The organism is Amphritea sp. GJ51-11, from assembly GCF_055808735.1.
This window is the reverse complement of record NZ_CM147881.1, coordinates 2,282,818-2,300,231: the sequence shown is the minus strand read 5'-3', so window position 1 is coordinate 2,300,231 and position 17,414 is coordinate 2,282,818. Positions and strand designations below refer to the sequence as shown.

Below are 17,414 nucleotides of genomic sequence, written 5' to 3'. Positions count from 1 at the left end.
CATGAGCTTAAGAAATATTCTCGATAAAATGGAGCCGCATTTCCATAAAGGCGGCAAATATGAAAACTGGTATGCGCTATATGAAGCGGCAGATACTATTTTTTATACTCCGGGTCATGTAACAAAGGCCGCTGCACATGTTCGTGATGCAGTTGACCTGAAACGGATCATGATTCTTGTCTGGATGTGTACTTTCCCAGCCGTATTCTTTGGCTTGTACAATGTGGGCTTTCAGGCAAACACTGCCATGGCGGCGATGGGTATTACTGAGCCATCAAGCTGGCAGGGCGGTCTTGCTGCGCTGTTTACCGGGTTTAACCCCGATAGCTTGTGGGACAATCTTATCCACGGTGCGATGTACTGGTTACCGATCTATCTGACAACCTTTGTTGTTGGTGGTTTCTGGGAAGTTTTGTTCGCGATGAAGCGTGGTCATGAAGTTAACGAAGGTTTCTTTGTTACTTCTATCCTGTTTGCGCTGATTTTGCCGCCAACTATCCCTTTATGGCAGGTTGCGCTCGGTATCAGTTTCGGTGTTGTGATTGGTAAAGAAGTTTTCGGTGGAACCGGTAAAAACTTCCTTAACCCAGCACTGACAGGTCGTGCCTTCTTGTTCTTTGCTTATCCGGCACAGATGTCAGGGGATGCAATCTGGACGGCCGTTGATGGCTTCTCGGGTGCTACGCCTCTAGGCTTGGCTGCTGCGGGTGGTGTCGATGCTATTCTGGCGCACAACATTACTTGGTTTGATGCCTTTATCGGTAACATTCAGGGTTCTGTTGGTGAGGTATCTACCTTTGCGATTGCCTTGGGTGGCCTCGTGTTGCTGTTTGCTAAAATCGCTGCTTGGCGGATTGTTGCTGGTGTGTTCTTGGGCATGACCGTTATGGCAACCTTGCTGAACCTGATAGGTTCTGACACTAATGCGATGTTCTCGCTGCCGTTCTACTGGCATTTGGTGCTGGGTGGTTTCGCGTTCGGTATGTTCTTTATGGCAACCGATCCGATCTCAGCGTCTATGACCAATACGGGTAAGTGGTACTTCGGTGCTCTGATCGGGGTGATGGTTGTTCTGATCCGTGTAGTTAACCCAGCGTTCCCTGAGGGAATGATGCTGGCGATTCTGTTCGGTAACCTGTTTGCACCACTGATCGATAACTTTGTCGTGCAGGCGAACATCAAACGGAGGGCGATGCGACATGTCAGCGAGTAAAGATTCTATCGGTAGAACGCTTACCGTAGCTGTTTTGTTGTGTGTGGTCTGCTCTGTGGTTGTATCAGCAGCAGCCGTGCTGTTAAAGCCAAAACAGATTGCAAATAAGAACCTTGACCGTCAAACGAATATTCTGGCTGCGGCCGGTATAGCGACCGATGGCAAGGATGTTCAGGCGTTGTTTGATGAGCTGATCGAAAAACGCTTTGTTGATCTGCGCACCGGTAAATATACCGATGTTGCTGATCCTGACCGTTATGATGCGCGTAAAGCCGCTAAAGAAGCGGACACGGGTATTAAGCTAAGTCGTGAGAATGATATTGCTTCGATCAAGGTACAGGCGAAGGTTATGCCGGTGTATCTGGTTAAGAGCGATGCGCCTCAGGGCTTCGATAAGATGATCCTTCCCGTTCATGGATATGGTCTCTGGTCTACGCTGTATGGCTTCCTAGCACTGGAATCCGACTTGAACACGGTAGTTGGTTTAGGGTTTTATTCCCATGCGGAAACCCCTGGGCTGGGTGGTGAAGTCGATAATCCTAACTGGAAAGCGCTGTGGCCTGGTAAGCAGGTTTACACTGCTGACTCTATGAAGCCGGTTCTGGGATTGATTAAAGGTAGTGTTGATCAAGCTTCAGCGGATGCTAAATATCAGATTGATGGGCTTTCCGGTGCGACGCTGACCAGCCGTGGTGTCACTAACCTGGTTCACTTCTGGATGGGTGAAAATGGTTATGCACCATTTCTGTCAAATCTGAAAGCAGGGGGGCGTAAATTATGTCTCAAGTTAAAGATGTCCTATTAGGACCGATTTTTAACAACAACCCGATCGGGCTGCAGATTCTCGGTATTTGTTCCGCACTGGCGGTAACATCTAACCTAGGGACTGCCTGTGTAATGGCGTTGGCTGTAACGGTTGTTACTGCCTTTTCCAACATGTTTATCTCAATTATCCGTAATCAGATACCCGGTAGTATTCGGATTATCTGTCAGATGGCGATTATCGCCTCTTTGGTTATTGTGGTAGACCAAATCCTGAAAGCCTATGCTTACGAAATTTCTAAGCAGCTCTCAGTCTTTGTTGGTTTGATCATTACTAACTGTATCGTTATGGGTCGTGCTGAAGCGTTTGCGATGAAAAACCCACCTGGGATCTCTTTCTTAGATGGTATCGGTAACGGCTTAGGCTATGGTGTTGTGTTGCTGTTTGTTGGTTTCATTCGTGAGCTGTTCGGCGCAGGTAAGCTGTTTGGTATTGAAATTCTACCGCTGATCACTGATGGCGGTTGGTACCAAGCAAATGGTCTGTTGTTATTGCCACCAAGCGCATTCTTCATTATCGGTATGTTTATTTGGTTAGTACGTACCTTTAAGAAGGATCAGGTTGAAGCACCTGAGTTTGAACTGGCGAAGAACACTCAGAAGGAGGCTGCGTAATGGAACAGTATATCAGCCTTGCGGTTAAGGCGATCTTTGTTGAAAACATGGCGTTGGCATTCTTTTTGGGAATGTGTACGTTCTTGGCTATTTCAAAGAAGGTTCAGACCGCGATCGGTTTGGGGATTGCAGTTATCGTTGTATTGGCGATCACGACCCCAATTAACAACCTGATCTTCAATTTGTTGTTGCGTGAAGGGGCGCTGGCTTGGGCCGGTTATCCTGATGTTGATCTGAGCTTTTTGGGTTATATCTCCTATATCGGTGTTATCGCTGCGATCGTACAAATCTTGGAAATGTTCCTCGATAAGTATGTTCCCGCGTTGTACAACGCGTTGGGCGTATTTCTGCCGTTGATCACCGTAAACTGCGCCATCATGGGTGCTGCACTGTTCATGGTTGAACGTGACTACACCTTTGGTGAATCTGTTGTTTATGGTACCGGTGCGGGTGTTGGTTGGGCGTTGGCAATTGCTACCCTGGCCGGTATTCGTGAAAAACTTAAATACAGCGACGTACCGGAAGGTTTACGTGGCCTGGGCATTACCTTCATTACCGTTGGTTTGATGTCTCTGGGTTTCATGTCTTTTTCCGGCGTGCAGCTGTAATTGCTGTCGCATGATCAACTAAAGAAGGATTAAGCTAATGAATGCAGAAATCGTTCTCGGCGTTGTCATGTTTACCGCGGTGGTGCTTGCACTGGTCGCGGTAATTCTGGCAGCCCGTTCTAAATTAGTAAGCAGTGGTGATGTAACCATTACCATTAATGATGACCCGGACAAGAGCGTGACTGTTCCTGCCGGAGATAAGCTGCTACAAACGTTGTCCAATGCAGGGATCTTTGTACCCTCTGCCTGTGGCGGCGGTGGTACTTGCGCTCAGTGTAAGTGCCAGGTGTTAGATGGTGGCGGTTCTATGCTGCCAACGGAAGAGTCTCACTTCACTATGCGTGAAGCTAAAGAAGGCTGGCGCTTGTCATGTCAGGTTGCGGTTAAGCAGGACATGAAAATTGAGCTCGAAGATGAAATCTTTGGGGTTAAGAAGTGGGAATGTACCGTTGAGTCTAACCCTAACGTAGCGACCTTTATCAAAGAGCTGACACTGCGTCTGCCTGAAGGCGAGAATGTTGACTTCCGCGCCGGTGGTTATGTGCAGCTTGAATGTCCTCCTCATGAAGTTCACTACAAGGACTTCGATATTGAAGAGGAATACCGAGGTGACTGGGATAAGTTTGATCAATGGCGTTTTGTGTCGAAAGTGGATGAAACCACCATTCGTGCATACTCTATGGCCAACTATCCAGAAGAGCGTGGGGTGGTTAAATTTAACATCCGTATCGCTTCTCCACCTCCAGGTACTGATTACCCACCGGGCAAGATGTCTTCGTTTGTGTTTGGTCTGAAGCCTGGCGACAAGATCACAGTTTACGGGCCATTTGGTGAGTTCTTTGCCAAAGATACCGATAACGAAATGGTCTTTATCGGTGGTGGTGCAGGTATGGCGCCAATGCGGTCACATATCTTTGATCAGCTGAAACGTTTGAACTCGAAGCGTAAAATTTCATTCTGGTATGGTGCTCGCTCTCTGCGTGAGTGTTTCTACAATGAAGAGTACGATAAGCTTCAGGAAGAAAATGATAATTTCAGCTGGCATCTAGCACTGTCTGATCCGCAGCCAGAAGATAACTGGGAAGGTAAAACCGGCTTCATCCACAATGTCTTGTACGAAAACTATCTGAAGGATCACGATGCGCCTGAAGACTGTGAGTACTACATGTGTGGACCTCCGATGATGAACGCAGCGGTTATCCAGATGTTGGTTGATCTGGGTGTTGAGCGTGAAAACATCTTCCTTGATGACTTCGGTGGCTGATTAACAGATGTCTGATATGTCCAGGCGTAATATTAAACGGCCGGCAGCTTTGCTGCTGGCCGCTTCGTTTATGTTGCTTGCCCTGTTGGGGTGCAGCAAACAACCTCAGATTGTTAGCCATCAAGGGCCTACAATGGGGACTTCTTTCTCGGTAAAATGGGTCTCTACTGATACCGCAGTGGATGCCATATTACCCGCCAAAATCGATCAACTTTTGGTTGATGTTAATCACAGCATGTCTACTTACCAAGATGATTCAGAACTCAGCCGCATTAATCAGATGTCGGCCGGTGAGTCTGTTATGCTATCGGTTGGTTTGACGCAAGTTTTAAAACAAGCTTTAGAGATTAGCCACACCTCAGGTGGTGCATTCGACGTGACCGTGGGTCCGTTGGTTAATCTGTGGGGCTTTGGGCCGGATGGTCGTATTATTCGTGCTCCCGCTGATGCCGATATTGAGGCATTACGTCAGCGTGTTGGTTATCAGTATCTGACGCTTTCGGGTGAGCAGCTTACCCGTGAACGAAATGTCTATATCGATCTATCCGCTATCGCTAAGGGGTATGGTGTTGATCAGGTCGCTGAGCTTCTTGAAGCGGCAGGTGTTAACGCTTATCTGGTTGAGGTGGGCGGTGAGTTGCGCGCTAAAGGTGTTAAGCCTGATGGTCGTCATTGGAAAATCGCGATTGAAGCGCCTGTTTCCGGTGAGCGTATTGTTCAGCGTATAATTAAAGTCAACAATATCGGTATCGCCACTTCGGGCGATTACCGTAACTATTTTGAGGAAAACGGGGTCCGTTTTTCCCATACGATTAATCCAGTGACCGGCAAACCAATAAATCATAAGTTGGCGTCAGTCACCGTATTGGCTAAGGATTGTGCCACGGCTGATGCGCTGGCAACTGCGATGATGGTTTTGGGTCCTGATAAAGCAGAAGCCTATGCTGAGCAGCAGGGCGTTGAAGCATTGATGATTGTTAAGTCTGGTGAAGGCTTTGTAGAAATAATGACACCGGGATTTAAAGATTATCTGGTGGAGTGAGGACATAGTATGAGTACGATGATTTTAACCTTTGTAGTGTTGTTGTTAGTGGTCGCGGCCATGTCGGTTGGCGTGATGATGGGGCGTAAGCCGATAGCGGGTTCCTGCGGTGGCCTTGCTGCCGTTGGTATCGATGAAGAGTGTGCTATCTGCGGTGGTAATCCTAGTAAGTGTGAAGAAGAGCAAGATAAGCAGAGCCGCAAGGAAGAGCTAGCTGCGCTGGCGTATGACGCTAAATCTGGACGTTAATTTAGTTAATGCAAGCATGTTTGGCATCTGTCACTCGGTTTCGCTGTTACGGTTGGCGCAAGGCGCTATTGAGCTGTCGTGACCCGAGATAACATGCTCGGTTCCATCCTAAAGAATATAGAACAATTAACAGATAGCAGGGGAAAGTGATGGCTGTATATGACTATGATGTCATTGTAATTGGATCGGGTCCGGCCGGCGAAGGTGCAGCAATGAATGCTGCCAAAAAGGGCCGCCGGGTTGCTGTGATTGAGTCACAAAATTCGGTGGGCGGAAACTGCACTCACAAAGGGACTATTCCATCCAAGGCGCTACGTCACTCGGTTAAGCAAATCATCGAATTCAACACCAACCCCATGTTCCGGGATATCGGTGAGCCGCGTTGGTTCTCCTTTCCTAAAGTGCTTAAGCGTGCGGAAAAAGTTATCTCCAATCAGGTTATGATGCGCACTAACTTTTATGCACGCAACCGTATCGATCTCTTCTTTGGTGAGGCGGAATTCGTTGATAAAAACACGGTTCTGGTATCCGGTACGGTGAAAGGCGATGAAACCCTGCGAGCGAAGAATATTATTATTGCAACCGGTTCACGCCCTTATAAGCCGGATAATATCGATTTCACTCATCCGCGTATCTATAACAGCGATACTGTACTGACGTTGAGTCATACACCCCGTACACTGATTATCTATGGTGCTGGTGTTATCGGTTCAGAGTATGCCTCTATCTTTAGTGGTTTAGGGGTTAAGGTTGATCTGATCGACTCGATGGATCGGCTGCTATCCTTTTTGGATGCTGAAATTTCTGATTCATTGAGTTATCACCTGCGTAACAACGCGGTAAAAATTCGCCACAATGAAGTTTATGAAAAAGTAGTCGCCGATGAGCGTGGTGTCACGCTGACTCTTCAGTCCGGTAAGATGATTCGTGCAGATGCTTTCCTTTGGTGTAATGGTCGTAGTGGTAACACTGACATGCTCAAGCTTGATAATATTGGCCTTGAGGCTAATGGTCGTGGGCAGATAGAAGTTGATGAGCATTACCGCACTAAAGCTGAAGGTATCTACGCCTGTGGTGATGTGATCGGTTGGCCTGCACTGGCTTCTGCGGCGCTTGACCAGGGGCGTGCAGCATCCTCTGATATGCTAAAAGCGGATGATTTCCGTTATATTAATGATGTGCCTACTGGAATCTACACTATCCCTGAAATCAGCTCAATCGGTAAAACTGAAGAGCAGTTGACCCAAGAGTGTGTGCCCTACGAAGTGGGGCAGGCCTTTTTCAAAGATACCGCGCGGGCGCAGATTTCCGGTGAACCGGTTGGGATGCTGAAGATTCTCTTTAATCGCGATACCCTAGCGATTCTAGGTATTCACTGTTTCGGTGACCAAGCGTCTGAGATCGTGCATATCGGTCAGGCGATTATGAACCAGCCGGGTGAGGCGAATACGATTAACTATTTCGTTAATACCACCTTTAACTATCCGACGATGGCAGAAGCCTATCGGGTAGCGGCAATTGCCGGCCTCAACCGTATATCTAATCTCTAAGGCTCTTTCGAGCGACAAAAAACCGCCCAATGTGGCGGTTTTTTTATTTCCGTATCGCTGATCACGGGCTTATTTGATCATCGTTACTTGGCCTTATCGTTGTGTTTTTCTGGCTCTTTATAAAAACCATCTTCGTAATATTTACCGGTGACGCCGAGTTTTTTCTCTACCCAGCGGTTGTAGTATTTCCAGAGAAAGAAGCCGGGGGTCATACCGATCATAATGCCTAGCATTAAGCCGGAGCCTGCGTATTTTACCGGTAACTGTGAGGTGATCCAGTCGTAAAAGCCTGTACTATCGATGAGTAGATAGTAACCGGTCAGCAGCAGTAGGCCGAAGCCGGTTGCTACATGGTGTAGTAGCTTATTGTGCGTCTGGGGCGTTGCTGCGCCGGGTGTGTTTGCGTTCGAATCGTCGGCCATGAGGTCGGTTATCCCAAGTAGCGGTGGGCTCTGAGGCTCGGCAAAAAAGGTTGTGGATCTATCTTAAGATCACTGCGCTCCAATCTGCTGCGTGTCTCTGGAGGTGTTAGCGGAGGCTCATTATACGCAGGCAAACATGGATTTTCACTGTTCAAGGCAATAATAATCGGTAGTGAGGTATTGCGGGCCTTGCGTGCGACTTGGTCTTGGTTTTTCCAAATCATATTGGCGCGCATGACCGGCACTTGGTTTTGAATCTGCGCCAGCATATCTCCTGGGCGAAGGTTGCCCACCGCTTGCAGTTGTTGTTGGATGTGGGGCTGGCTAACATCCATCTTTAGGAGCTTTTGTTCAGCCTCAGTGGGTGTTAGTTTGCGTATGCTGCGGCCGCTGGTGTACCAACTAAACCCAATTTTGTTAGGGCATTGCATTAGCAGTGGAATTTGGCGATAGCACTGTTTTAGATGAAGCCTTGCAGCACCATGCCGATGTAGCAGCGCCGCAATTTTTTCACTGCGTTGGTGCAGTTGTTCCAGCAGGTCAGTTGTTTGGCTCAAACGATACTGGGTAGCTAGGCGTTGAAAATCTGCTTTAGCTTGGTTGAGCTTGAGGGTGGCATCTATTAGTTGTGAATCTGCGCCAATAATGCCGTGCTGACTCAGCGTGGTGCGACCGTCTTGACCATCTTGATACCAGATGTCGGTACAGAGTGCCGCCGCTTGGGGCAGGTTTCGGGCCGTAGGGCCCGGTAACCAAAAGGGTAGAGTGCTTGCGGATAGTTGTTGTGAAAAAATCAATAACGCCTGATGCAGGCCGTTCAGACTATCAACGAGCTCGACGGCGCTAGTATTGCTCATCCGTCGCTCATACGGCCACGGGTTTGGCTGGTGAGAATATAACGAGCAACGGTCATACGACTGCTCTCTGGCATCTCACTAAATTCGACGCCTATCTTGTATAGACCGTCGTCATTCTGTTCGCCACAATAGAGCGTCTGTCCATAGAGTAATAAGCCGCTATGAGTCTCTTCAAAAACTACTTTTAGGGCGAGATAGCTTTTCAGTTCAACCGGCTGGGTGCTGTTGAAGGACATGCCGCCTTCACTGAGGTTTATCTCTTGGGCGGTGAGGTTCTCGAATTCAACTTCGCTTTTTGCAACCGCATGGGCAATGGCGTCGATTTTTTCATTCATCAACTCGAGGTAGGAGGCGATCATCGGCTCTTTTTGAGCAATCTTGCGTAGCTGGTAACTGCTATCGTGATTGCATTCTTGAAGTTGTGTTAGCAACTGAAAGAAAGGCGATACCTGAAATTGAGTCGGAAGGCGTCCGTGTTGCATCTCATCTTCGGTGATAACCTTATAGTCTACCGCTACCTTGCCATTAATACGGAAATACTGACGTCGTTCCTGATTCAAAATTACAGCCCTCGAGATTTTGTCACTTTAACTGAGTATAGCGAATATTATTCTGATTTTGTTAGAGAAATTCATCCGTCTGTGATTTAATCCTCAGCCATGTTTAGACCATTCTCTTTGTACGTTGGATTGCGGTATACCGCAGCCAAACGGAACAACAATTTTATCTCATTTATCTCGCTAGTCTCAATGTTGGGGCTGATGCTGGGTGTCGCTGCGCTGATTGTCGTACTTTCGGTCATGAACGGTTTCGACCGAGAATTGAAAGATCGTATTTTGGGGATGGTACCCCATGGAACAATCTCTGATTACGGCAAGCCCCTAGAAAACTGGCAGGCAGTCGCTGAGAAAGTCAATCAGCAGGCAGGCATTGTTGGCACTGCACCTTATATACAAGCGCAGGGTATGCTGACGAATCGTGGGGTCGTACGCGGTGTCTTGATCAATGGTATTGAGCCGGAGATGGAGACGCAGGTCTCTATCCTAGGCAATCATATTAAGGCCGGTAGCCTGTCGGCATTGCAGCCTAAGAGCTACGGCATCGTACTGGGTTCTCTGTTAGCTCGCTCAATGGGAGTTAATATTGGCGATAAAATCACCTTAGTGTTGCCGGAAGCATCGATTAGTGTGGCCGGGGTTATTCCCCGGTTAAAGCGTTTTACGGTGGTTGGCTTGTTTGAAGTGGGGGCCGAGTTGGATGCTAATTTGGCCTACATTCATATTGCCGATGCGGCTCGCATTAAACGGATGGATAGTGGTGTTGATGGGCTGCGACTGCAGTTTGATAATTTGTTTGATGCGCCTCGTCGTATTAAGCAGATCATTGCCGACCTAGGTGAGTTTTATCGTGCTAGTGACTGGACCCGGACCCATGGAAATCTGTTTCAGGCGATTCAGTTAGAAAAGAAAATGATCGGCTTACTGCTGTTTTTGATCGTCTTTGTGGCGGCATTTAATATTGTTTCAACGCTGGTGATGGTGGTGACCGATAAGAAAGGTGACATTGCTATCTTACGGACTCTCGGCGCAACCCCTGGCTGCATTATGCGCATCTTTATGGTCCAGGGGACGGTGATTGGTGTAATGGGAACGCTGCTAGGTTCTCTGCTTGGTGTGGTTCTGGCCTTAACGATCACTGATCTTATCGCTTGGGTTGAACACACCTTTGGGATTCAGTTTCTTAGTGCCGATGTTTACTTTATCAGTTATCTGCCCTCGCAATTGCAGTTAAGTGATGTGCTTGTGATTATCTCCGTAGCGCTCAGTATTAGTTTCCTCGCGACTATTTATCCTGCTTGGCGGGCATCCCGCACACAACCAGCGGAGGCATTGCGTTATGAGTGATCTGGTATTGCAGTGTCTTGATCTAAAAAAACACTACGGTGATGGTGATATCAGGGTTGAAGTTTTGCGGGGTGTTCAACTTGAGGTTAAACGGGGTGAAACCCTCGCTATAGTCGGTAGCTCAGGCTCCGGTAAGAGTACTTTGTTGAATATGCTCGGTGGTCTCGATCTACCGAGTTCTGGTGATGTTCGTGTCGATGATCAATCTCTGTTTGAGATTAGCGAGCAGGCACGGGCCAAGCTGCGTAATAGTTCGCTCGGGTTTGTCTATCAATTCCACCATCTGTTGGCTGAGTTTACCGCCCTTGAAAATGTTGCAATGCCGCTATTAATTCGTGGTGAAGCGATTGATAAGGTACGTGAGCAATCGGCTACGATACTCGATTCGGTTGGTTTATCGCACCGGTTAGAACATAAGCCATCGATGCTTAGTGGTGGTGAACGACAGCGTGTGGCGATTGCTCGGGCGTTGGTGACGAATCCCGCCTGTGTCTTGATGGACGAACCTACGGGTAATCTTGATCGTTATACTGCGCAAGAGGTGCAGAGCTTGATGAACACCCTTAATCGCGAGTTTGGTATCTCTTTTGTGGTGGTGACTCATGATTTAGAATTGGCGCATAAGCAGGGACGAGTGGTTGAACTAAAGGATGGTTTGTTGCAGCCCTCGACCATGTAATGCTATTTTTTTTGCTACTAGCGTGATTTGAGAAGCCGGAACTTATTCCGGCTTTTTGTTTTCTGAATGGGGTGTTTTAGACTCGAGTGACGGGGGTGCAGAGGGGGCGGGTTGTTCTGCTTTTGTTTTGCGCAGTGTGAATTTGCGACCTTTACGGTTGCGCCAGCTTTTATTCACATGCCATACCCAGAAGCGTTGCATGAGTAAATAGCCTAAGGTGCCGCTAACGATAGCGCAAACAAGCGAACCGACCACTAAGGGCAGCCAGATATGATCGATTTCTGCTTTCAGCCATTCGAGACTGACTTCAAAATCGATGGCGACAACATCGACGCCAATAATTAAGGTACCAATCCAATAAGCGAAATAAAACATCGGTGGAATAGTGAGTGGATTGGTAAGCCATACGAGGCTCACTGAGATCGGCAAGTTACTGCGGACAAACAGGGCTGCCACCGCAGCAATGAGCATCTGCGATGGTAGCGGAATAAAAGCACAGAAAAGCCCCACAAAAAACGCCCGACTGACTGACTTGCGTGTCAGGTGCCAGAGGTTTGGGTCATGTATATGGCTCCCCAACCAGCTAAGGTAGCGGTTGGCTTTGAGCTTTCGCTCATCTGGCATAAATTTTTTTATAAGTTTGCGCGGCATCAGGGTGGAACTTATAGTTAGCTGATGGGGGGTAATTATGCCTCCTTCAAACCATTAAGCCAACCGGTAATCAAGGATGATTGGTATAGCGTTAGGTGTGTTGTTGGTTGCTTGGCTGCCGCAACTGCCTTCATATTGGGTACTGGTGGTACTGAGTATGGTGCTGCTGGTTTTATGTCTACCTGTTTGTCAGGTCGTATTGCGGCCTTGGCTATTTAAGACGCGCAGGCACTATTGGGGTCAATTGGTTGTTCGTTGGCGTGTACAAATTGCGGGTGTGCTGCTGGGGGTGATCTATGCTTCAGGTTGGGGGTATTACAACCTGAGCCAGCGGATGCCTCTCGATATGCCCGCACAGACCATCACCGTTGAAGGGCTGGTGAGTCATTTACCCGAAACCATGCCAGGCATGAGCCGATTTCGCTTCGACGTGGAGCGCTATTCTCCAGCTATAGTCGATACTGATTTAAAACACTTATTATTGAGTTGGTACAATCCCGATCAAGAGGTCATGCCTGGTCAGCGGTGGTCATTGGTAGTGCGGTTGAAACCGCCACGGGGGCTAATGAACCCCGGTAGTAGCGATTATGAAACGCGACTATTTGCCGAGCAGGTAAATGCTAGGGGTTATGTGAAGCGTGCTCAACTGCTCAATAGCGCTAATGAAACCGGCCAGTATCCATTGGAAAAGTGGCGCTACCAGTTCGCGCAATGGTTAACGCAGTTGTCGTTAGCCGCGCCCACCGATGCTACGATCAGAGCGCTGGTGCTTGGTGACAAGCAGGGTTTGCAGGATGAGCAGTGGCAGATGTTGCGTCAAACTGGCACGGTTCATCTGGTGGTCATCAGTGGTTTACATATCGGTATCGCCTGTTTATTGGGCTATGGGCTGGGTTGGTTTTTGCAGCTTAGTTTAGGGCGTCTTATGCCCGCGTCGACTGATATTCGTGCTTATCGCATAATCCCTGCGTTATTGTTGGCGTCGGGCTATGCGTTGCTGGCGGGTTTTAGCATTCCCACTCAGCGAGCCTTAATTATGTCGTTGGCGATGTTGTTGCCGGCCCTTTTTAATCGCCATGTCGGTATTTGGCAGCGTTATCGATTGGCGCTGGTTATGGTGTTGTTGCTTCAGCCGCTGAGTTTTTATCAGCCCGGCTTCTGGTTGTCGTTTGCGGCCGTAGCCGCGTTGTTATTAACGGTTAACCAAGAGGGTAGTCGTCGGCCTATTGCCACTATTTTGGCCACTCAGTGGGCGGTGTTTCTAGGCTTGTTGCCGCTGTTGTTGCTCTGGTTAGGGCAGGTAGCACTGCTTGCACCTTTAGTTAATCTGTTGGCTATCCCGTTATTAACGTTTGTGTTGCTGCCCGGTGTAATGCTGGGGTTGCTGCTAAGCCTTGGCGACTCGAGTGTGGGGGTGGTTCTGTTAGATGAATTGATCAATTATTTTTGGCAGTTATTGGCATTCTGCTCACCGGCTGATGGGATGTTGAGCGGTCATCCGGCAATGCTTGCTGTGATGCTGGGGGTCATGGCGGCAGCCCTGTTGATTTTGCCTCGCTGGCTTGGTGTTAGGTCTTTTGGTGTTTTTTTGCTGCTGGGATTAATCTTTCCGGCAAAACCGTCACTCAGGTCAGGTGATTTTCGGGCGACTGTTGTCGATGTTGGGCAGGGGTTGTCGGTTTTAATAGAAACAGAAACGAAAACCTTAGTTTTTGATACCGGTGCGGCTTATAACGGTCGTAGTATTGCTCGATTTACGTTGCTGCCGTTATTGGCAAGTCGTCAAATCGAGCGGATTGATCGTGTCGTCCTGAGTCATAAGGATAATGACCATGCTGGCGGCTATACGGCGCTTAGCGAGAGCGTTGCCATTGGGGATATTCAGACAGGTAGTCCTAAATTGTTACGCAGGTTATCGGCTCAGCGCTGCGTATCAGGTGATAGCTGGCAGTGGGATGGCATCCGCTTTCGCTATATTCAACCCGCCCGCTTAGCGGTTGTTAATGAGAATAACCGCTCCTGTGTTCTGTTGGTGGAGTCTGAGTATTGTTCGTTGGTCATTCCCGGGGATATCGAAAGCAGCATTGAGTCACAGATTCTTAACCGATATCCTGATTTGGACGCTAACTGGTTGGTTGCGGCGCATCATGGTAGTCGTTTTTCAAGTTCGCCAGAATGGCTGGCGCGACTTGATCCGCAGCAGGTTCTGTTTAGTGCGGGCTTCGATAATCCCTATGGACATCCGGCAGAAGCGGTAACTCAGCGGTTGGATGACTTACAGTTACCTAGTTTGAATACGGCAGAGAAGGGCGCGCTGATCCTGGAGAGCAATGCCAACGGTTGTTTGACTCATGCCTATAGAGAGCAGAAAAAGCGTTACTGGACAGCGGGTTAATCACTACTCTGCCGTCTGACTCTATGCTAGAGTATGGGCCGATCCAAAGGAGGAATACTGGTGTTTGAATTGATTCAATCGGGTGGTTGGCTAATGCTGCCAATTATCGCCTGTTCTATTTTGTCTCTGGCTATCTGTCTAGAGCGTTTTTGGGTGTTACAGAAAAAGCGCGTAGCGCCAGCCAACCTGTTGTCCGATGTCTGGACGATGGTGCGTAATGGCGAAATGACACCTGATCGATTGCAACAGATCCGCAGCGAGAGCTTCTTGGGGCAGATTATGGTGGCCGGTTTAAATAACTCCACCCATGGTCGGGAGATCATGAAGGAAAGTATCCAAGAAGCAGCCCAGCATGTGATGCATCAGATGGAGCGGTTTCTGAATTCTCTGGGTACCATTGCAGCGATTTCACCCTTGCTGGGGTTGCTCGGTACTGTTATCGGTATGATTAAAGTTTTTGCTGAAATCATGTTGCAGGGCACGGGTAATGCCAATGTACTAGCCGGTGGTATCTCCGAGGCGTTAATCACTACGGCGGCAGGCTTATCCATCGCCATTCCTGCGCTGGTGTTTCATCGTTATTTCCAGCGTCGTATTGAGACGTTGCTCATTGAGATGGAGCAAGAGTGTCACAAACTGGTTGAAGTTGTTCATGGCGACCGTGAAGTAGATTTCGAGTAATCCATGAGCCGATTGAAATTCAGACGAAAACAAGCGGAAGAGGTTTCCGTAAATCTGACACCCTTGATTGATGTGGTGTTTCTACTGCTGATCTTTTTTATGGTATCGACAACATTTACTAATGAAACCCATCTGCAGATCAGCTTGCCTGAAGCGGATGGTGAGGCCGTGGAATCGAAGGCCGATACATTGGAAGTGTTAATCAGTGTTGATGGTGCTTACACACTGAATGGTCAGAGTTTGTTGAATAGTCAGCCGGAAACCCTGCGCCGAGCCATTATCGATCAGGCGGGGGATAACCGTCAGTTGCCCTTTATTATTTCTGCCGATGCCAAAACGCCGCATCAGTCCGTGGTTACGGTGATGGATGTAGCGGGAAAGCTCGGGTTTGCTGGGCTTAGCATTACGACTCAGCAGTCGGCTGATAAGTAATATGGGGTTGGAGCAGGCTTGGTATAACGGCCGTCGTTGGCCGCTATTGTTACGCCCACTCGAGCGGGTCTTTTGTTATTTAGCTCGTCGCCGTCGACAGCAATATCGGGATGGCATTAAACAAAGTTGGACGGCACCGGTGCCGGTTATCGTGGTTGGTAATATCTCGGTAGGGGGGACGGGTAAATCTCCCTTGGTGATCTGGCTGGTCGATTATCTTCGACAACAAGGTTATAAGCCGGGTGTCATTAGTCGTGGTTACCGGGCAGCGCCGCCAACGTCTCCTTTCTTTGTTACAGTCTCATCCTCAGCGGCAGAAGCCGGTGACGAGCCGCTGATGATCGTGCGGCGCACTAAGGTGCCACTGGTTATATCCCCCAACCGGGTTGCTGCTGCGCAAGCGCTGTTAGCGCAGACGCAATGCGATGTGATTATTAGTGATGATGGTTTGCAGCATTATGCTTTGAATCGCACCGTTGAAATAGCGGTGGTTGATGGGGCGCGTGGGTTCGGTAATGGCCGGTGCTTACCTGAGGGGCCGTTAAGAGAACCTGTTACGCGGCTTAAAGAGGTTGATCTGATTGTGGTGAATGGCGCTGCGCCGGACGTACGGCTGGAGCCTGATGCGGCGAGTAAAGCATTTACCATGTCTTTGCAGTCGGGGCAGTTGGTCTCGTTGGTTAATCACGCCAAGCTAGATCCATCGTCGTGGAGTGACTCTCGCGTAGTTGATGCGGTTGCGGCGATCGGGAATCCGGCACGCTTTGCACACACCTTAGAACAGCTAGGCTTTCAGCCGCAGCTTCACTCCTTTACCGATCATCATCAATACCGTTGCAGTGATTTTGATTTCACGCCTAAACGTCCCTTAATTATGACTGAAAAAGATGCCGTAAAGTGCGATCATATAGCACTGGATAATGCTTGGTATCTTGAAGTTAATGCTGCGCTGGATAACGGGTTTTCTGCTTCACTCGAGGCTATACTGAAACCCGCAGGGCTGGCGACACGTCCCATAGAATAACGTTTATTATAGTATTTCACACAGAGGCATCTAAGATGGATAAGAAACTACTCGATATCCTGGTTTGCCCGGTATCTAAGGCACCGGTTGAATGGAACAAAGAAACCAATGAATTGATCTGTCGCAGCTCCGGATTGGCTTACCCCATTCGCGATGATATTCCGGTTATGCTGGAAAACGAAGCGCGGACATTGACCACTGAAGAGCGTCTGGAGAAGTAGCTATTATGGCTTTTTCTGTTGTTATACCCGCGCGTTTCGGTTCTTCCCGTTTTCCTGGTAAGCCTTTGGCGGATATCGCCGGTAAACCGATGATTCAGCATGTCTATGAGCGGGCTATTCAGAGTGAGGCGCAACGGGTTATTGTTGCTACCGATGATCAGCGTATCGCCGATATTGCCAAGGGGTTTGGTGCTGAAGTGTGTATGACCTCTGCTGACCATCCATCAGGTACTGATCGATTGCAGGAAGTGGTTCATTCGCTGGGTTTTTATGCCGACGATATTGTAGTCAATGTACAGGGTGATGAACCACTTATTCCGCCACGGATTATTAATCAGGTGGCGCATAATCTCGGTGCAGTATCGGACGCTAGCATCGCGACGCTCTGTGAGCCGGTGACGGATATTGACTCAGTTTTAAACCCTAACGTCGTTAAAGTCGTTGCCGATCAAAATGGTCGAGCTCTGTATTTTAGTCGCGCACCCATTCCTTGGCCTAGAGATGCTTTTATTAGTGAAGCAGGCCAGCAGGTAATGCCGGAAGGTGTGAATTTCCAGCGCCATATCGGCATTTACGCTTACAGGGTTAAGCTGCTGAATGATTTTGTTCAATGGGCGCCAGCGCCGGTTGAAGAGACTGAGTGTCTTGAGCAGTTGCGGGCAATGTGGAATGGTGCCGTCATCCATGTCGAAGAGGCAGACGAACTGCCGCCAGCGGGTGTTGATACCCCTGAAGACCTTGAGCGGATTCGCCATCTTTTTGAAAGCTGATTAGCGGAGGAGCAC

Annotated in this window: 20 protein-coding genes; 16 read left to right on the top strand and 4 right to left on the bottom strand. The window is 48.7% G+C overall.

The features are described from left to right. Position 1 precedes the first annotated feature (1 nt). The 8 genes from AC0L4K_RS10170 (at position 2) to sthA (ending at position 7,363) form a co-directional block, all read left to right on the top strand. Complete coding sequence (locus AC0L4K_RS10170; protein ID WP_417222768.1) at positions 2–1,213, top strand: NADH:ubiquinone reductase (Na(+)-transporting) subunit B; 1,212 nt, start codon at positions 2–4, stop codon at positions 1,211–1,213. Beyond that, complete coding sequence (locus AC0L4K_RS10165; protein ID WP_473269165.1) at positions 1,200–2,018, top strand: Na(+)-translocating NADH-quinone reductase subunit C; 819 nt, start codon at positions 1,200–1,202, stop codon at positions 2,016–2,018. Before AC0L4K_RS10170 ends, AC0L4K_RS10165 begins: the two co-directional genes overlap by 14 nt. After that, positions 1,991–2,650, top strand: a complete 660-nt coding sequence (locus tag AC0L4K_RS10160) for an NADH:ubiquinone reductase (Na(+)-transporting) subunit D (RefSeq protein WP_417222774.1) — start codon at positions 1,991–1,993, stop codon at positions 2,648–2,650. The genes AC0L4K_RS10165 and AC0L4K_RS10160 overlap by 28 nt, the downstream gene beginning before the upstream one ends. Then, on the top strand, positions 2,650–3,258 hold the full coding sequence (gene nqrE, locus AC0L4K_RS10155) for an NADH:ubiquinone reductase (Na(+)-transporting) subunit E (RefSeq protein WP_417222776.1): 609 nt from the start codon (positions 2,650–2,652) through the stop codon (positions 3,256–3,258). Before AC0L4K_RS10160 ends, nqrE begins: the two co-directional genes overlap by 1 nt. Positions 3,259–3,295: 37 nt before the next feature. Continuing rightward, a complete protein-coding gene (nqrF, locus tag AC0L4K_RS10150; protein ID WP_417222779.1) occupies positions 3,296–4,522 on the top strand; it encodes an NADH:ubiquinone reductase (Na(+)-transporting) subunit F in 1,227 nt (408 codons plus the stop codon). 16 nt (positions 4,523–4,538) lie between these two features. Then, positions 4,539–5,564, top strand: a complete 1,026-nt coding sequence (locus AC0L4K_RS10145; RefSeq protein ID WP_417222782.1) for an FAD:protein FMN transferase — start codon at positions 4,539–4,541, stop codon at positions 5,562–5,564. 9 nt (positions 5,565–5,573) lie between these two features. Then, positions 5,574–5,813, top strand: a complete 240-nt coding sequence (gene nqrM / locus AC0L4K_RS10140; RefSeq protein WP_417222785.1) for a (Na+)-NQR maturation NqrM — start codon at positions 5,574–5,576, stop codon at positions 5,811–5,813. Between the two features lie 149 nt (positions 5,814–5,962). After that, a complete protein-coding gene (gene sthA / locus AC0L4K_RS10135) occupies positions 5,963–7,363 on the top strand; it encodes a Si-specific NAD(P)(+) transhydrogenase (RefSeq protein ID WP_417222788.1) in 1,401 nt (466 codons plus the stop codon). 83 nt (positions 7,364–7,446) lie between these two features. Here sthA and AC0L4K_RS10130 read toward each other — a convergent pair whose 3' ends face one another. From AC0L4K_RS10130 to AC0L4K_RS10120, 3 genes are read right to left on the bottom strand one after another with little or no spacing between them, the layout of a single operon-like run. Then, entirely contained in the window at positions 7,447–7,785 is a 339-nt protein-coding gene (locus AC0L4K_RS10130) for a hypothetical protein (protein ID WP_417222790.1), read from the bottom strand. Between the two features lie 8 nt (positions 7,786–7,793). Further along, the gene (locus AC0L4K_RS10125; protein WP_473269163.1) at positions 7,794–8,642 is read right to left on the bottom strand and encodes a DNA replication terminus site-binding protein; all 849 of its coding nucleotides are present in this window, start codon (positions 8,640–8,642) and stop codon (positions 7,794–7,796) included. Further along, entirely contained in the window at positions 8,639–9,202 is a 564-nt protein-coding gene (locus tag AC0L4K_RS10120; protein ID WP_417222796.1) for a PilZ domain-containing protein, read from the bottom strand. Before AC0L4K_RS10120 ends, AC0L4K_RS10125 begins: the two co-directional genes overlap by 4 nt. A gap of 99 nt (positions 9,203–9,301) precedes the next feature. Here AC0L4K_RS10120 and AC0L4K_RS10115 point away from each other — a divergent pair, with 99 nt between their 5' ends. Beyond that, positions 9,302–10,546, top strand: a complete 1,245-nt coding sequence (locus AC0L4K_RS10115) for a lipoprotein-releasing ABC transporter permease subunit (RefSeq protein WP_417222799.1) — start codon at positions 9,302–9,304, stop codon at positions 10,544–10,546. After that, positions 10,539–11,225 (top strand): lipoprotein-releasing ABC transporter ATP-binding protein LolD, encoded by a 687-nt coding sequence (lolD, locus tag AC0L4K_RS10110; protein ID WP_417222802.1) that lies wholly within the window; start codon positions 10,539–10,541, stop codon positions 11,223–11,225. Before AC0L4K_RS10115 ends, lolD begins: the two co-directional genes overlap by 8 nt. A 42-nt stretch (positions 11,226–11,267) precedes the next feature. On the opposite strand, the gene AC0L4K_RS10105 is transcribed toward lolD, so the two are convergent. After that, positions 11,268–11,849: a DUF2062 domain-containing protein gene (locus tag AC0L4K_RS10105; RefSeq protein ID WP_417222804.1), complete on the bottom strand. Its 582-nt coding sequence runs from the start codon at positions 11,847–11,849 to the stop codon at positions 11,268–11,270. Positions 11,850–11,952: 103 nt separating this feature from the next. Here AC0L4K_RS10105 and AC0L4K_RS10100 point away from each other — a divergent pair, with 103 nt between their 5' ends. Genes AC0L4K_RS10100 through kdsB form a run of 6 tightly spaced genes read left to right on the top strand, consistent with a single transcriptional unit; the run spans position 11,953 to position 17,399 of the window. Further along, positions 11,953–14,271, top strand: a complete 2,319-nt coding sequence (locus AC0L4K_RS10100) for a DNA internalization-related competence protein ComEC/Rec2 (protein WP_473269162.1) — start codon at positions 11,953–11,955, stop codon at positions 14,269–14,271. Positions 14,272–14,331: 60 nt separating this feature from the next. Beyond that, on the top strand, positions 14,332–14,952 hold the full coding sequence (locus AC0L4K_RS10095) for a MotA/TolQ/ExbB proton channel family protein (RefSeq protein WP_417222809.1): 621 nt from the start codon (positions 14,332–14,334) through the stop codon (positions 14,950–14,952). A gap of 12 nt (positions 14,953–14,964) precedes the next feature. Further along, positions 14,965–15,384, top strand: a complete 420-nt coding sequence (locus tag AC0L4K_RS10090; protein WP_473269218.1) for an ExbD/TolR family protein — start codon at positions 14,965–14,967, stop codon at positions 15,382–15,384. Position 15,385: 1 nt separating this feature from the next. Further along, on the top strand, positions 15,386–16,408 hold the full coding sequence (lpxK, locus tag AC0L4K_RS10085; RefSeq protein ID WP_473269160.1) for a tetraacyldisaccharide 4'-kinase: 1,023 nt from the start codon (positions 15,386–15,388) through the stop codon (positions 16,406–16,408). Between the two features lie 35 nt (positions 16,409–16,443). Next, positions 16,444–16,629 carry a Trm112 family protein gene (locus AC0L4K_RS10080; RefSeq protein WP_417222814.1) on the top strand — a complete coding sequence of 62 codons (186 nt, stop codon included), beginning with the start codon at positions 16,444–16,446 and terminating at the stop codon, positions 16,627–16,629. Positions 16,630–16,634: 5 nt separating this feature from the next. Continuing rightward, complete coding sequence (kdsB, locus tag AC0L4K_RS10075) at positions 16,635–17,399, top strand: 3-deoxy-manno-octulosonate cytidylyltransferase (RefSeq protein WP_473269159.1); 765 nt, start codon at positions 16,635–16,637, stop codon at positions 17,397–17,399. Positions 17,400–17,414 lie beyond the last annotated feature (15 nt).

Excerpts from the sequence above, each read along its gene's own strand:
- sthA (WP_417222788.1), top strand. The coding sequence starts at position 5,963 with ATGGCTGTATATGACTATGATGTCATTGTAATTGGATCGGGTCCGGCC.
- AC0L4K_RS10130 (WP_417222790.1), bottom strand. The coding sequence starts at position 7,785 with ATGGCCGACGATTCGAACGCAAACACACCCGGCGCAGCAACGCCCCAG.
- AC0L4K_RS10080 (WP_417222814.1), top strand. The coding sequence starts at position 16,444 with ATGGATAAGAAACTACTCGATATCCTGGTTTGCCCGGTATCTAAGGCA.
- lpxK (WP_473269160.1), top strand. The coding sequence starts at position 15,386 with ATGGGGTTGGAGCAGGCTTGGTATAACGGCCGTCGTTGGCCGCTATTG.
- kdsB (WP_473269159.1), top strand. The coding sequence starts at position 16,635 with ATGGCTTTTTCTGTTGTTATACCCGCGCGTTTCGGTTCTTCCCGTTTT.
- AC0L4K_RS10145 (WP_417222782.1), top strand. The coding sequence starts at position 4,539 with ATGTCCAGGCGTAATATTAAACGGCCGGCAGCTTTGCTGCTGGCCGCT.
- nqrF (WP_417222779.1), top strand. The coding sequence starts at position 3,296 with ATGAATGCAGAAATCGTTCTCGGCGTTGTCATGTTTACCGCGGTGGTG.
- AC0L4K_RS10160 (WP_417222774.1), top strand. The coding sequence starts at position 1,991 with ATGTCTCAAGTTAAAGATGTCCTATTAGGACCGATTTTTAACAACAAC.
- nqrM (WP_417222785.1), top strand. The coding sequence starts at position 5,574 with ATGAGTACGATGATTTTAACCTTTGTAGTGTTGTTGTTAGTGGTCGCG.
- AC0L4K_RS10165 (WP_473269165.1), top strand. The coding sequence starts at position 1,200 with ATGTCAGCGAGTAAAGATTCTATCGGTAGAACGCTTACCGTAGCTGTT.
- AC0L4K_RS10125 (WP_473269163.1), bottom strand. The coding sequence starts at position 8,642 with ATGAGCAATACTAGCGCCGTCGAGCTCGTTGATAGTCTGAACGGCCTG.
- AC0L4K_RS10115 (WP_417222799.1), top strand. The coding sequence starts at position 9,302 with ATGTTTAGACCATTCTCTTTGTACGTTGGATTGCGGTATACCGCAGCC.
- AC0L4K_RS10170 (WP_417222768.1), top strand. The coding sequence starts at position 2 with ATGAGCTTAAGAAATATTCTCGATAAAATGGAGCCGCATTTCCATAAA.
- lolD (WP_417222802.1), top strand. The coding sequence starts at position 10,539 with ATGAGTGATCTGGTATTGCAGTGTCTTGATCTAAAAAAACACTACGGT.
- nqrE (WP_417222776.1), top strand. The coding sequence starts at position 2,650 with ATGGAACAGTATATCAGCCTTGCGGTTAAGGCGATCTTTGTTGAAAAC.
- AC0L4K_RS10100 (WP_473269162.1), top strand. The coding sequence starts at position 11,953 with ATGATTGGTATAGCGTTAGGTGTGTTGTTGGTTGCTTGGCTGCCGCAA.
- AC0L4K_RS10105 (WP_417222804.1), bottom strand. The coding sequence starts at position 11,849 with ATGCCAGATGAGCGAAAGCTCAAAGCCAACCGCTACCTTAGCTGGTTG.